Source organism: Peptidiphaga sp., assembly GCF_057238965.1.
In genome coordinates this window covers 1-15,442 of sequence record NZ_DBHHEV010000018.1, presented here as the reverse complement: position 1 = coordinate 15,442, position 15,442 = coordinate 1, and the positions used below count along the sequence as shown (strand labels likewise).

Genomic DNA, 15,442 nt, shown 5'->3' with positions numbered 1-15,442 from the left:
GTAGAGGCCTCGAGCGTCGACTGACGATCTCAAGGTTGATCGAGAATGTCGACGGCGAACAGAGGCCGTTGCCACGAAAACATTGACGTGGCTGTGAATAAAAGCCGCAGTTGAGCGGCATCGCTCTGAAAAGAGCCAATGGGGTCCGGGTCTGGTCCGGACCCCATTTTTATTTTAGGAGCCTTTTGTCGGTGGGCTTGGGGCGGCGGATTCATGGGGCGGTCTTGTGGGTTTGAGCGGCGTTTTGTCGGCGGCGTCTTGGGGCTGGCTGGTTTGGGCGATGCTTTGCCTGCGCCGTCTTGGGTCTGGCTGGTTTGAGCCGTGCTCCGGCGCTTCGGGCGCGGGCTCGTTTGCTTATGAATCGGTTTGCCGATGGACCGGAGCCGTTGGGGCCGGTTGTGCCGGAGAGTCGGATGTGCTTTAACGCCGGCTTGCGCCACGCGTACCGCGATGGGTTGTGTCGGAAAGGCGGGGATGTGCTGGCGATATGGTTTGTAGACGGTTGCCGATAAATTCATTCTTAAAATTTAATCTTTACCTTATATTTAGAGGAAAAATATTCGAACAAAAAATTGACATAACACTTCTTAAGTTCTATAATGAAAGTGAAAGATGAGAGCCTGAGGTTGAAGGAGGCCGTTGACATGAGCGCCGACGTCGGCATTCTTGACGTTGCGTCCGCTCGGAGCGGAGCGCATGCGTCGACCTTCAGCTTGCTCAACGGGAGGGAAGGGCGGATTCCGGTTGCCGGAGAGGGGCGCGGATTTGGCGAGTGCCTTGCGGAGTTGGAAACGCTTGTCTCCGAGTTGGGAGAGAAGGACGTCTTCGGATTGTCCGACGAGCAGCTTCTGTCAGGTGCGCAGGCTCTGGCCAAACTCGCCTCTCGTTTAGGCGCTGTGCGCGGGCGGATGCTCGTAGCCATCGACGAGAGGCGCAGCTGGCGGTCTTCGGGGGTGCGTACGCTCATTCAATGGAACGAGAGGTCCTCTGGCCAGTCGCCGAAGGCCGCCACAAGGGAAATCAAACGGGCCCGCGCCTTGGAAGAAGATTTGCCTGTCCTGTCGAGAGCGCTTAAAACCGGTGAGATTTTTGCCGAGCACGTCGACGTCGTCCGCAAGGTCTTTTCCACCCCGATCTTGAAAAAGGCCGTGAACGGCGAAGGAGTTCAAAAAGAGTTCGTTTCCTGGGCGAAACGTTGCGGGGCACGGGAATTCGAACGGCGGGTCAGAGCCCGCGCTTTGAGGGACGATCCCGCTTTGGGCGTTGAGCTTGAAAAGTCGGAGGTGAAAGACGAGCGGGTCGCTTTCGCGCCCGAGGGACTCGGCATGCGCGTCACCGGGTGGCTTTCAAGCGAGACGTCTGCAATCCTGGACACCGCGTTGAGTGCTCTAATGGGGCGCAAAAGCGTGGACGATGCGAGAACCCTGCCTCAGCGTCGTGCGAGCGCCTTGATTGAGCTGGCGAGCCTCAAACTGGACGAGGGCAGCCTGGGCAGAGGCGCAAGAATTCGCCCGCACCTGTCCGTTCACGTGCCTTTGGCGACGCTTGTGGGGGCGGAAAGGGCCGCTCGACCGTGCGCGTCGTTGGACGTCGGCCTTTCCTCAGACGAGCGTGGCGACCAGAACTGGGACGCCGCCGAGAAGAGGCCCGTCGGCGAAATCGGAGAGCGGCCTGATTCTTCGCGCTCCGAGCTTGAAACCGGATCGTTCAAAGAAGAAGTCGAGTTGCTCGAAGGGCGAATCCGATCGTTCGAAGAAAAGCGGCAAACGGCAGGGCGAAAACTCGATGGACATTGCGAGGCCGGCGGCGGGCAGGGACGCATCGGCCGCTGCCTCGATCAGGTTCGCGAAGAAAGCCGGGAGCTTGGAAAGCTTCTGGCGGTGATGCCCGCCGCCGTGGACCTAACCGCTTTGAAGGGGATTGAACCGGCGACGCTAGACGATGGTTCGGCTTTGTCGATGACCCAGTTGGCGCGATTGATGTGTGACTCGTCGGTCTCCCGCGTCGTGTTTTCGTCAAGCGGCGAAGTGATGGACGTCGGACGCGAAAAACGTCTGTTCACACCTGCGCAGGCCAGAGCCGTCGTCGCCAGGGATCGGACATGCCGTTATCCGGGGTGTTCCGATACGATTGCCCACGGGCAGATTCATCACGCTTTGCCTTGGCAAGCGGGAGGCCGCACAGATCTCGCCAACGCCGTTCTGCTGTGCTGGCATCACCACAGCCTCGTTCATCGTGAGATGGTCACGATCTTTCACCACGACGGAGGGTTTCTGTTCAGCGGAAAAGACGGGGCGGTGATAGGCGTGCGTCGCAACGGAACATGAACGGAAAACGTGAACGGAATATGTCGGCGGCAATTTTGATGGGCAGGCTTGGCGTGTGGGATACGTCCCGGCGGAGGGGCTGAGCGTGCCGTGGCGGGCGGGGTTAAGATCGTCCCTATGAGTACACTGCCTCCCGAACCGCCGCGCGGTCCAGAAAGCCCGGAGACCGCGGGTTCCCCAAGCGTCGATGTCCTCGAACGCGAACAGGAGCAGCACAGCCCCGGCGACGACGAGCGCTATGCGCACTACGTCCGCAAAGAAAAGATCACCGAATCGGCCCTGTCCGGCCATCCGGTGGTGGCACTGTGCGGGAAAGTGTGGACACCCTCCCGCGATCCCGAGAGGTACCCCGTGTGCCCGACATGCAAGGCCATTCGCGACGAGCTCGGCAAGCAGGGCTCCTCGTGGCCCTTCGGCCCCGACGTCCCAGGGAACGGGAAGTGAGCAGCCTGAGCAGCCACCCACTCCCGAAAACCGCTTCCGTCCACGCCGCAGAGACCCTCTCGCCCGCCTTCCCGCAACGCGCGGCTTGGGGCACGGCGTCGTCCCTGCGGGCATGGCAGGCCGAGGCGCTCCAGGCGTACATGGCAAGCCAGCCGCAGGACTTCCTCGCAGTGGCGACGCCCGGAGCGGGGAAGACGACCTTCGCCCTGCGCATCGCGACAGAGCTCATGGCAAAGGGAGCTGTCCGACGGGTCACCGTCGTGTGCCCCACCGAGCATCTGAAAACGCAGTGGTCGGAGTCGGCCGCGCGCGTGGGGCTCACTCTCGACCCAGACTTCACGAACGCGCAAGGCGAAGAAGGCAGCTTCTTTGACGGAGTGTGCGTCACATACGCGCAAGTCGCGGCGAATCCAGGGCTTCACAAGCGCCGCACCGCCGCTCGGCCGACCCTCGTCATCCTCGACGAGATCCACCACGGCGGCGACGCCCTCTCTTGGGGCGACGGCATACGCGAGGCCTTCCAAGGAGCGGCCCGGCGGCTCTCGCTCACAGGCACGCCCTTCAGGTCCGACGATTCGCCGATCCCGTTCGTCGAGTACGCCGACGACGGCGACGGCGTGTTCCGCTCGCGCGCCGATTACACGTACGGGTACGCCGAGGCGCTGCGCGACGGCGTCGTGCGGCCCGTCATGTTCCTCAGCTACTCGGGGCAGATGCGGTGGCAGACGAAGCAGGGCGACGTCGTCGAAGCGACCCTCGGCGAGCCTCTGACCAAAGACATGACCGGGCAGGCCTGGCGGACCGCCCTCAACCCCGCGGGCGACTGGATCCAGGCGGTCCTCGCCGCGGCCGACGAACGCCTGACCGCCGTGCGCAAATCGATTCCCGACGCCGGGGGCCTCGTCATCGCCACCGACCAGAAGGCCGCCCGCGCATACGCGGAAAGGCTGGAGGACATCAGCGGGCAGCGGCCAACCGTGGTGCTTTCCGACGACGCCGGCGCCTCCGACCGGATCGCCAAGTTCTCCGCTGGAGACGAGCGATGGATGATTGCCGTGCGCATGGTTTCCGAAGGCGTGGACGTGCCCAGGCTCGCCGTCGGAGTGTATGCGACCTCGGCCTCGACCCCGCTGTTCTTCGCTCAGGCGATCGGGCGCTTCGTGCGCGCGCGCAAGCGCGGCGAGACCGCGACGGTGTTCCTCCCCTCCGTCCCGCAGCTTCTCGGCCTAGCGGCCGAGATGGAGGTCGAACGCGACCACGCCCTGGGGGAGAAGAAGCGAGAAGACGGCTGGGACGACGAGCTTCTCGAGCGCGCCAATTCAGAAGAGCAGGCCAGCGACCAGCTTGCGTTCCCCGGCTTTGAGGCGCTGGAATCGGATGCGTCGTTTGACAGGGCGCTTTTTGACGGCGGCGAGTTCGGGCTGGGCGCCGAGGCCGGATCCGACGAGGAAGCAGATTTCCTCGGGATTCCCGGGCTTTTGGAGCCCGAGCAGGTCACCACTCTTCTGCGCAAGCGCCAGGCGGCGCAATCGGCCCAGCCGAAGAAAGCGGCGCCCGTCAGCGACCCGCGGCGGCGGCGCGAGGTGCGCAAGGAGCTGACCTCGCTCGTCTCGGCCTGGGCGCAGAAATCGGGCCAGCCGCACGCCTTCGTCCACGCCGAGCTCCGCCGAATCTGCGGCGGACCGGAGGTGGCGCGGGCCTCCGTTGAACAGATCGAATCTCGAATCGGGCAGGTGCGCCGATGGTTCGTGGGGCGGACGTAGAGCTCTCAGATCCGGCGTAAAATGCGGAAAGAAGCAGTCTTTTCGCGGGCTTTACGGGGTTCCTCGAAGTTCGCCTTCTTTGAACGGGAGCGTTGCCGAAGTTGTTTTGCCGTCGAATTCGCACGTATCGAGGAGCCTATCGACGTCCGCGTTTCTGGTTTTCACCGACGGAGCCGGTGCCCAGGAGCCGATCGATAGATTCCCCTAAGATTCGAGTGGTGCGATGAGCGCGATGCCAGTGCGGAGTGCAGACCTTCCAGAGCCGGGCCAGGTGGTTCAGGTCAGGGGCGCCGTCTGGGCGGTGACCGACGTCGTCGAACAAGGGCTTCCCCGCAGTTCCGCCGACGACGGGCAGCCTCGCCTCGATCACGTCGTCGCGCTCCAATCTCTCGACGAGGACCGCATGGGCGAAGAGCTGCGGGTGATTTGGGAGCTTGAGGTCGGGAATTCTGTGGTGCCCGATCGCGGCCTGCCTGAGAACATCGAGGCTGTAGATTTCGACAGTCCCGACACACTGGGGGCATTTGTTGACGCTGTGCGCTGGGGCGCCGTCGCTTCCGCGAAGCCTGGAGATTTCCAGTCGCCCTTCCGTTCTGGGGCCACCCTGGAACCTTATCAGCTGGAGCCTTTGCGGCGGGCGCTCGAAGCCCCGCGCACCAACCTTCTGTTGGCCGACGACGTCGGCCTCGGCAAAACCATCGAGGCGGGTCTCGTCGTCGAGGAGCTTCTCCTGCGCCACCGGGCACGTTCGGTCATAATCGTCTGTCCGCCGAGCCTTTCCTTGAAGTGGCGCGACGAAATGCGCGAGAAATTCGGATTGGACTTCGTCATCGTCGACTCCGACCGGATGGCCCAAGACCGACGCACCTATGGTCTGGCGGCCAATCCGCTGAGACTTCATCCGCGCGTCATCGTCTCCATGGCTTGGCTGCCGGGCGTGCGCGCTCAACGGCTCCTTCGCGAGGTCCTTGCGGACGCCGGGAGGCCTCAAACCGCCCGACGCTACGCTTTCGACGTGCTTGTGGTGGACGAAGCGCACCATGTTGCGCCGGCGGCGCCGTCGGCCGTGGGCGGAGGGCGGGGCTACGCCGTCGATTCGCAGAGGACCCGCGCTTTGCGCCGACTGGCCGAAAAGTGCGAGCATCGCCTGTTCTTGTCCGCCACGCCGCACAACGGCTACACGGAGTCTTTCTCCGCTCTGCTCGAGATGATCGATCCGCGGCGCTTCGCCAGAGGAGCGCAAATCGACGAGAGGGCGCTCGGGGCTGTGACTGTGCGGCGCTTGAAATCGCAGATCGCCGACAAAGACTTTAAAAAGCGCCGGATCCTGCCGATCCCGTATATGGCGTCGCCCGATGAGGAGGAGGCTTACGCCAAGCTTGACGGGCTCTTGCGAGTCTCAGGCAGAGAACAGGGGCGCCGCCACCTCGACATCGCCGCGCTGCTGCTCAAAAAGCGATTCCTGTCCAGCCCGTGGGCTTTCGCCAAGACTCTGGAGGGATACCTCGACCAGACGCTGCCTGGCGTTGGGCTCGATGACTACGACGACTATTACACGGAGGTCATGGGTTCGGGGCAGTCCGACGAAGAGGAGGGCCTCCTCGCTCAGCCGGAGCTGGACACGCTGTTGGCGACTCGGAGGTCGGATCCGCTTAGCGCCGCCACGCGCAGTGACCTGGAGGAGCTTGCCAGCTGGGCAAACGGATACGAGTCCCGGCCCGACTCGCGACTTGATGCCCTGGTTGGCATGCTCGACGCCGTTTGCCGTCCCGACGGAAAAACGTGGACCGGCGAACGGGTGGTGGTCTTCACCGAGTATGCGGACACTCTGGAGTGGATCGTTTCCGTGTTGCGGCAGAGGGGTTACAGCGAGCGTTTGGCGGTGATCCGTGGCTCGACCTCGGCCGACGAGCGGGAAGACATCCGAGCGCGATTCAATGCCGCTCCCTCGCAGGAGGATGTGCGCGTGCTCGTGGCCACCGATGCCGCGGGGGAGGGAATCGATCTTCAAACCTATTGCCATCGCTTGGTTAATTTCGACGTTCCTTTCAACCCCTCCCGGTTGGAACAGCGGGTGGGGCGCATCGACCGTTACGGCCAGCGAGAAGAACCTGAGGTCTATTACCTCAAGCCCGACGGCAGGAACGGCCTGTACGCCGGCCACCACGATTTTCTTGAGCGACTGGCACGGAAGATCGCCTACGAAAAACGGGACCTCGGATCCGTCAACCCCCTCATTGACGAGGAAATCACGGCGCATTTTCTGGGCCGCAGCCCGCGCAAAGCCTCAGCTCGCGGACGCGATGAGAAAGCCATCGATGCCGCTCTGGCTGGAAGCGGCAAGCTTGACAGGGAGTTGACCGCTCTGGCTCGCGGCTATGAAGATCGGAAGATCGCTATGCATCTCACCCCCGAGGCGGCCAGGCGTGTGGTGGACGAGGCACTGCGCATGACCCACCAGCCGCTTCTCGAAAACGTAGGATCGGAGGACACCGACGCAGACGTGTTCTCCATTCCGGATCTCAACCGCTCCTGGCAGGATGCGCTGGTCGGCCTCGATACGCGATTGCGCCCCGGTGTGCTCAGGCATGTCACCTTCGACGAGGAAGCCGGGCGCATTCCGGGCATCGTCCATGTTCACCTCGGCCACTCGCTCATGCGCAAGGCGACTCGCATTCTCCGGGCAAACCTGTTCAGCCCGCAGTCCCAAGTCAAACGAGTGACGGCGGTGGTTCTTCCGGGCCTCGAGCACTCCTGTGCCGCCTCCATGTCGCGGCTGGTGCTCGTGGGGCGCGGAGGTCTGCGCCTGCACGAGGAAGTTTTCGTCACTGGCGTGCGACTGCGCGGAGACCGCGTCGCCGAAGGAACCCTTCTCGATGTACTCGACCGTGCCCTCGACTCGGGACGCTATCAGCTCCCGAAGGAGGCGGTGCTCGGGCGTCTCGTCGAGCTGTGGAACGACGGCGGACATTTGCGCACCCGTCTCGTAAAAGAGACCAATAATCGTGCGCTAAACCGTCAAAATGCTGTTGCGAAAGAACTTGACAAGCGGCTTGACGCGGATGTCAAGCGCGTCCACGGCATCTTCGCCGCTTTTCGAGACAATCTCAAGGACTCGTTGACGAATGCGCGTGAGGAAGAACGCGAGCGTGCGGCGATGCTTGCCCCGTGGGCGGAGGAGCAGCGATATCAGCGGGCTCAGGACATTCGCGCCATGGAGGAAAGGCTGCGAGCGCTGGATGACGAGGAGGTTCGCGAAGAGGCCGCGGTCCGTTCGCGCTACGAAGATGTGAAGCCTTACGTTTCACCTGTGGCCCTGGTGCTGGCAGTCACCGAGGAGGATGCCGAGGAATGGGAGAGACAGTCATGAACGGGAAGGCCTCTGCGAGGAAAAGTCGTGGCAAGAATCCAAGGGGGCGAGCCTCCGGGCGCGGGGCGTCAGGCGGAACCAGCGTCGCTCAGCAGCATCGCCAGTGGCTGGAACTGGTTGACACAGAGGGCCCCTTCCTGTCCGTGCCGGTTATAACCGAGGTTTACCCGCAAGGCATGCCGGCGCTGAAACGAGACCGTCGCGAGGCGCTGCGAGCCGCCAAGCCCGCCTTCGACCGCGCCTGGGACGCCTGGGACAAGAATCGCGAAGCGCTCGGCGCATACCGCGAGGCTCGGGACGCGTGGGTGTCCGCGGTGCTTGTCGAGGTTTTAGGCTGGGGCGACTCTTGGACGCAGGCGGAGGCGCGCCCGTCGCTGGCGGAGGCGTATCGCGCCGCCTCCGACGGCATCGAAGCGGTAGTGGCGACTCCCACGGGAGCGCTCATGCGCGGGGAGCAGGTCGGGGCCCTAGTGTTGGTCACCGATCCGGTCGACTCTCTGCGGGACTTGGCGAACGACGGATGGGCCACGAGTCCCATCGACCGTATGGCCGCCATGCTTCGCGCCCCTAGGTCGAACTGCTCTGTCGGCGTGGTAACCGACGGGCGCTGGTGGGCCGTGGTGAGCGCTCCGCGGGATGGAGCTGCGGCCTCCGGCGTCGTGGATTCCCAGACGTGGGTCGAAGAGCCTGCTACCCGTGACGCCTTCTGCGAGCTCCTCGGAGTGCGCCGTTTGGTGGGCGGGACCGATGAGCACAGGCTCCCTAAGCTTTTCGAGAATTCGGTTCTCGCCGCAGAGGAGATCACCGAGGCACTCGGAACGCAGGTGCGCAGCGCGGTCGAGCTCATTGTCTCAGCTCTCTCGGAGGCTTTCCTCGACGTCGGCGAGCTGCCCGCGGGATCGTTGGCTGTGGAACCCCAGGAGGTTTACGAGGCGGTCGTCACCGTGATGATGCGCGCGGTCTTCCTCCTCTTCGCCGAAGAACGCGGACTCCTGCCCACAGAATCGCTCTATACCGGCAGTTACGGCCTGGCCCCGGTCCTCGATGAGTTAGAGGCGCGCGCCCGCGACGAGGGTGAGGAATCCATGGACGGCACGAGCCTGACCTGGCACCGGCTGCTGGCTTCCTCGCGCGCCCTGCACGGCGGTGTAAACGCCGAAGACATGCGCATCCCAGCCTACGGCGGTTCGCTGTTCGATCCCGAACGCTTCCCCTTTTTGACGGCCGCTGACGCAAGCGGCAGGCTGCTGCTCACCGTCTCCGACCGGGTCATGCTCCATGTGCTGAGTTCCCTTCAAACCGCGCGCCTCAAAGGGGGATCGCGTCGCCTCTCCTTCCGGGATATCGACGTCGAACAGATCGGCTACATCTACGAGGGCCTGCTCGGCTATACCTGCGAGCGAGCGGAGGAGACGATTCTCGGACTGGTCGGCAAGGAGGGCGAGGAGCCCGAGGTGCCTTTGTCGGTCTTGGAAAGTTTTGCCGAGAAGCACAACAGAGATGTTGCGAAAGCTGTCATCGCCTGGATCAAGGAGCACCAGCCAGGAGCGAAGCCTCCTACGGCGAGCGCTTTGGCCAAGGCGCTCGCCGCCGAGGACTCTGACGCCGAGCGCGCCCTGCTCGCAATCACACGGGATGAGGGTATGCGTGGGAGACTGCGACCTTGGATCGGGATCATTCGGAAGGATCTGCGGGGCAGGCCGGTCGTCATTCAGCGGGGAGGCCTCGTGGTGACCGAGACCCCCTCGCGGCGGAACGCGGGAGCTCACTACACACCCCGGTCCTTGGCGGAGGAAGTGGTGAAATACGCTCTGGAGCCTCTCGTTTACTCGCCGGGCCCTCACGAGACTGACGATCGCACCGAGTGGAGATTGGTGTCTTCCGACCGCATTCGCAGCCTGCGCGTGGCGGACATCGCCTGCGGGTCGGGAGCCTTTCTTGTGGCGGCAGCGCGCTTCCTGGCTCGCAAACTTGTTGATGCTTGGGCGCAGGAGGGCGCGTCGGAAGCTGACCAGCCGGGTGAGGCGTTGCGCGACGCCGTGAGGCAGGTGGTTGCCTGCTGTCTTTACGGCGTGGACATCAACGAGATGGCGGTGGAAATGTGCAAGCTTTCCCTGTGGCTCGTTTCCCTCGACCGAGACAAGCCCTTTAGCTTCGTGGACAACAAGGTCTTCGTCGGCAATTCGTTGCTGGGGATCACCGATCTGGATCAGCTTGAGGCTCAGCACATTTACCCTAGAGCGGCGACGAACCGTGCCTTCGAGTTCGATCGTGCGGGGAGGTATACGAAAGAGCTTGACGTGGGCACTATTTTGGACGACGTTTCCAGACGCCGTCGTGAGCTCGCAAGCGAAGTGGATGCAAAGGATCCAGCGCGATCGACCAAAACGAAGCAGCGCCTTCAACGCGAGAATGAGAAGAGCTTGGCAACCTTGAACCGGGTGGCCGACGCCGTGGTGGCCGTGGGCCTTGATCCGGCGATTGGAGCGGAGCCGGGAAAACGGCTTAACCAAGGGTATGGGGACCTGATCGCGGCTCTCGGCCGCTCTTTCCCTGAGAATGGATTAGGTGACGACACCCTGCTCGAGGCGATCTTGGAACGCGGCCTGACGCCGACCGTGCGCACAGACTATGAGCGCTGGCGCTGCCTTCATTGGCCGCTGGCCATGCCGGAGGTTATAGAAACCGGAGGTTTCGACGCGATCATTGGCAACCCGCCTTTCCTAGGTGGTCAGAAACTGACTGGCGCCATGGGGGCGAATATCCGCGATTGGTTTATCCAAGTGCTTGCTGTAGGGCAGCGGGGGAGCGCCGATCTCATCTCTTACTTCTTCCTACGAGCGTATTCGCTGCTCAACGATCACGGAACCCTTGGCCTTGTCGCGACGAATACTGTCGCTCAGGGGGACACCCGCGAAGTTGGACTCGATCAGATGGTCAATTCCGGTTTTACTATCACTCGGGCTATCCAGTCCCGTTCGTGGCTGTCTCAGAGCGCCAACCTGGAGTTTGCTGTTGTGTGGGGAACACGCGACGTTGTTTCACCGCGAGTGATGGCGGTTTGTGACGATGCGCCAGTTCCTCGGATCAGCACGTTGCTGGAGCCATCCGGGCGTGCGGAGGGAAAACCTCAGCGTCTCGTTGAAAATCAGGGAATTGCCTTCCAAGGGTGCATTGTGCTTGGTAAGGGGTTCATCCTAGAGCCGGAAGAAGCTGCCGAATGGATTGCGGAGGATTCTCGCAACGGTGAGGTGCTTTTCCCTTACCTGAATGGAGAAGACCTTAACTCCCGTCCCGATTGTTCCCCTTCTCGCTGGGTTGTTGATTTTGGCCTACGCGAGTATCCAGAAGCAGCAGCGTACGAATTGCCTTTTTCTCGTGTTCGCAAGGATGTGAAACCTCAACGTGAAGGGGTGAAAATAGACTATCGTCGAAAATACTGGTGGCGATTCGCCGCTTGGGCTCCGGCGATGCGGAAAGCGATTGCGGACCTTGACGAGGTGCTAGTGATCGCGCTCGTTAGCAAGACAGTAATGCCAGTTCGTGTTAATACTGGCCAGGTCTTTAGTAACATGTTGGGTGTCTTCGCGACGGATTCTTACGCTCAGCAGGCGATTCTTTCGTCCTCGGTTCACCAATATTGGGCAATCGCCTATGGGTCAGGCATGCGAAATGACCCTCGCTACACGCCGTCGGATGTTTTCGAGACTTTTCCCCGCCCGGAGCCCACGGCAGAGTTGGAGAGCGTTGGACGCGTGTTGGATGCTGAGCGGCGGGAGATCATGCTGCGACGCGAGCTCGGCCTTACGAAGCTCTACAACCTCGTCAACGACTCTGAGCTGAAGGCGGGCATCGACACGGACGCAGATCGCATGCGCGCCATCCATGTGGAGCTGGATAAGGCCGTGGCCGCTGCGTACGGCTGGGAGGATCTCGACCTCACGCACGGTTTCCACAGTTACCGGAAGGTGACTCGCTGGACGGTTTCCCCGGCGGTCCGCGTCGAGATTCTCGACCGGCTTTTGGAAGAAAATCATCGCCGAGCCGCCGCTGAGGCTCTGACACAGAGCGCTCCTCGAGGCAGGCAGGGGCGCAAAGGCGCCAAGACTCCCGTTCAGGAGGAAACCCTTGACATCTAAAACCTTCCAGCCGTCCCGCTCCGAACGCCAGTCGGGACCAGCGGACTGCAAAGACGACGGATCGGACTACGTCTTAGAGGAGGAGCTTCGCGCCACTTCTGCCTCCGCTCGCGCCGGAATCGTCGAGGTGCTTAAGCGCGAGCTCATCGGCCCAGCAGAATGCGAGGAGGAGATTCTCTCCTCCTCGCCCGACCAGCGTTATTTGCTGGGCCGGATTGCGCCCACGCGCCTGACCGGCGCCCAAGACGACCTCGAGGCCGCGACGTCCACCGGCGCGCCCGTCGTCGGCGTCGAGGAAGAAACCGCGAACGTTTCCGAGGAAGACGCGGGTGAGGACGCCGACGACGAACCCGTGCGCCGCGGACTCATGATCCCGGCCTCCATGGGGCTGCGCTTCCAGGTCCCTGCCGACCCCGCCGAGCTGGAGTCCATCACCATCCACGTCAGCTGGGGCACTTACGAATCTGTCGGACGCAATGACGCTGCCGACGGTCGGGAATCCCGCACCACTCGCTACCGCCGAACTCCGCACTATCACACCGTTTCTCTGCCGTTGGCAGAGTTAACTCCCGGCCGCACTCAGGACTACGTGCTCGAAGGTTTTGTAACCCTTCGAGTCGATTCATACAGGGATGCCAGTGGACCGGGAGGACGCTATCTTGTTGAGCTAGCCCTGTGCAATGATCAGGTCACGTCTCGCCGCATCCCCGTAAACGCGTGGATGTTCCAGACCCAGATCCACGTCGATTCCGAGGGCCGGGACGTTTTCCTTCCCGTTCACGATGCTCTCATACCTCCGCCTCCCGGTTTCGAGCCGGATGTTGGCTCGGAAGAGGCCCGCCTCGAGCTCCAATATCGAGACCGTCTTGAGTTTGCCGTCGGACGCACCTGCTCGGCCGAGTGGAACGTGCATTTCGACCCCGATAAGCCAGAGCCTCGCCGGGCGTTTCAGGTCTGCACCACTTGGATGCCCACCGTCGAGACGCCTCAGACCAAGGCGGCCGACGTGCCGGGCGCTGAACTCAATATGCGGGCTTTGGCCGCAGCTGCGACCGGCCCCGCCGACGGCTCTTTCGGCCCGGACGGCTCAGATGATCCGCTTCGGCTTGGCCTGGAACCGATCGTGTCCGCTTATACGGCCTGGCTGGGGGAGCAGGAGACGTCCGTTACGACTCTGCCCGAACACCTGCGGGAAACGGCTGCCGAGGTGCTGACCGAGGCGCGGCAGGTTCGCGACCAGCTCGCAGAGGGCCTCAACCACCTCCTGGCCGACCCCGAAGCCAGGCGTTGCTTCGCCTTCATGAACCGGGTCATGGCGGACCAGCGTGTGCGGTCCCAGGTGTCCGCCGTCCGAGCTGCCGAGCCTAGCATCAGCGAGAAAGAAGCCGAAGCTCGCGTCCTGGCCGGCACCCACCCGCATCACTGGCGCGTCTTCCAGCTCGCATTCATCCTCATGCAGCTGCCGGCTCTCACTAACCCCGGGCTGCCGCGACGCTCCGGCAATCTGGCTTCCGCCCAGCTCTTGTTCTTCCCCACCGGCGGCGGCAAGACAGAGGCTTACTTGGGCTTGGCCGCGTACGCTTTCGCCATCCGCCGTCGACAGGGGCTGCTCGAGACGCCCGACGGCGCCATCGACGGCCGAGCCGGCGTCACTGTCCTCATGCGCTACACCCTGCGTCTGCTCACCTCCCAGCAGTTTCAGCGCGCAGCCACCCTCGTGTGCGCCGCCGAACTTGTGCGTCGGGAAGATACAGCAACATGGGGTGAGGAGCCCTTCCGCATCGGCCTGTGGGTCGGCACCGCCGTGTCTCCCAAGCGGGTGAGCGAAGCCGAGGACGAGCTTAAGCGCCTGCGTGAGCGCGGCGGGGCAGGAAATCGAGGCAGCGGGGCCGGGCACCGCTTTTCAGCCCTCCAGCTCGGGCACTGCCCTTGGTGCGGACGTTCTCTGACCCCTGCCGACGTCACTGTCGGCCCCGCCGCCGGGATCGCTGACCGCGTCATCCTGCGCTGCTCCGACGAACTCGGCGAGTGTCCCTTCTCAGAGGGCGGCAACGTTCCCGACGGCCTTCCGGTTCTGACAACCGACGAGGAAATCTACAGGCTTGCGCCGGCCTTCGTCATCGCCACCGTGGACAAGCTGGCCCGGCTCGCCCGGGAGGGACACGCCGCCACGCTCTTCGGACACGTCGCCCGCCGCTGCGAGCGCCACGGTTACGTCCCCCACCCGGGCCACGATTCCAGCAGCGACTATGCCGGTTGCACGCTCGGCGAGAACAGCCGTCACAAGGCAAAGGGAAAGCTTCCGGACGCCGCAGTCCGCCCAGCCACACGACTGCGACCACCGGACCTCATCATCCAGGACGAGCTCCACCTCATCACCGGGGCGTTGGGGACGACGGTCGGTTTGTTTGAGACCGCCGTCGAAACCATGTGCGCCTGGACTGCCCCCGGCGGCCGGCCCGTTCGCCCCCTTTTGGTCGCATCCTCGGCCACCGTCCGCAACGTCGCCGACCAGGTCCGCTCGCTCTACGGCCGTGATGTGACTGTCTTTCCGCCCCAGGTGCTTGATGCCTCGGACACATTCTTTTCCCGCACGGTTCCCGCCGACAAAACCCATCCGGGGCGTCTATATGTGGGTCTGTCCACCACTGGAGTGCGGTTGACTGCCGCTGAGATTCAGACGACCCAGACCCTTATGGCTGGAGCCCAGCTCCTCTTTGACCGTCTCGGGGCCGCTGCCGATCCCTATATGACGCTCGTCGGCTACTTCTCCGCCACCCGGGAACTGGCCGGCATGGCCCGTTATATACAGGACGACATTCAGACCAGCCTGACAAAGGCGGGGCGCTCGCGCCTGCCTCGCCGCCGCGGCACGGATTTCGGTGCCTTGCATCTGGGCGAGCTCACATCGCGCATCGCCTCCGCCGACATCACCGCCACTTTGGACCGCATGGCTCTCGCCTTCGACCCTGACATCGACTCTACAGCGGCGAAGGCGGCAGCGCGGGCCGCCTGGCGTGCAGGGAAGCCATCGGAGGGGCGCAATAGTGCAGCGAACCCCTACGACGTCGTCCTGGCGACCTCCATGCTCCAAGTCGGCGTCGACGTTCCCCGGCTCGGCCTGATGCTTGTCGTCGGACAGCCCAAAAACACCGCCGAATACATCCAGGCCACATCCCGCGTGGGAAGGGACCCGAACCGACCCGGGCTTGTCATCACCCTGGGCAATTGGGCCCGCCCCCGCGACCTGGCGCACTACGAGCAGTTCCGCCATTTTCACGAGACTTTCTACGCGCGCGTCGAACCGCTGACCGTCACTCCTTTTTCAGTCACGTCGATCGACCGCGGCCTCGACGGCGCTCTCGTTGCCGCCGCCCGGGTCACCCAGGCGGGCAAACG

The 15,442-nt window shown here is 63.4% G+C and carries 6 protein-coding genes; all 6 read left to right on the top strand.

All coding sequences use genetic code 11. The features are described from left to right. The first annotated feature begins 599 nt into the window (after nucleotides 1–599). Nucleotides 600–2,327 (top strand): HNH endonuclease signature motif containing protein, encoded by a 1,728-nt coding sequence (locus tag ACO48X_RS03720; protein ID WP_485000622.1) that lies wholly within the window; start codon nucleotides 600–602, stop codon nucleotides 2,325–2,327. A gap of 117 nt (nucleotides 2,328–2,444) precedes the next feature. After that, nucleotides 2,445–2,771 (top strand): DUF3039 domain-containing protein, encoded by a 327-nt coding sequence (locus ACO48X_RS03715; protein WP_064231410.1) that lies wholly within the window; start codon nucleotides 2,445–2,447, stop codon nucleotides 2,769–2,771. 5 nt (nucleotides 2,772–2,776) lie between these two features. Next, the gene (locus ACO48X_RS03710; protein ID WP_485000695.1) at nucleotides 2,777–4,534 is read left to right on the top strand and encodes a DEAD/DEAH box helicase; all 1,758 of its coding nucleotides are present in this window, start codon (nucleotides 2,777–2,779) and stop codon (nucleotides 4,532–4,534) included. A gap of 223 nt (nucleotides 4,535–4,757) precedes the next feature. Continuing rightward, a complete protein-coding gene (gene drmD, locus ACO48X_RS03705; protein ID WP_485000621.1) occupies nucleotides 4,758–7,904 on the top strand; it encodes a DISARM system SNF2-like helicase DrmD in 3,147 nt (1,048 codons plus the stop codon). A 659-nt stretch (nucleotides 7,905–8,563) separates the two neighbouring features. Continuing rightward, nucleotides 8,564–12,043 carry an Eco57I restriction-modification methylase domain-containing protein gene (locus ACO48X_RS03700; protein ID WP_485000620.1) on the top strand — a complete coding sequence of 1,160 codons (3,480 nt, stop codon included), beginning with the start codon at nucleotides 8,564–8,566 and terminating at the stop codon, nucleotides 12,041–12,043. Next, nucleotides 12,033–15,442: DISARM system helicase DrmA (gene drmA, locus ACO48X_RS03695; RefSeq protein WP_485000619.1), on the top strand; the 3,410-nt coding region annotated here is incomplete at its 3' end. The genes ACO48X_RS03700 and drmA, both read left to right, overlap by 11 nt.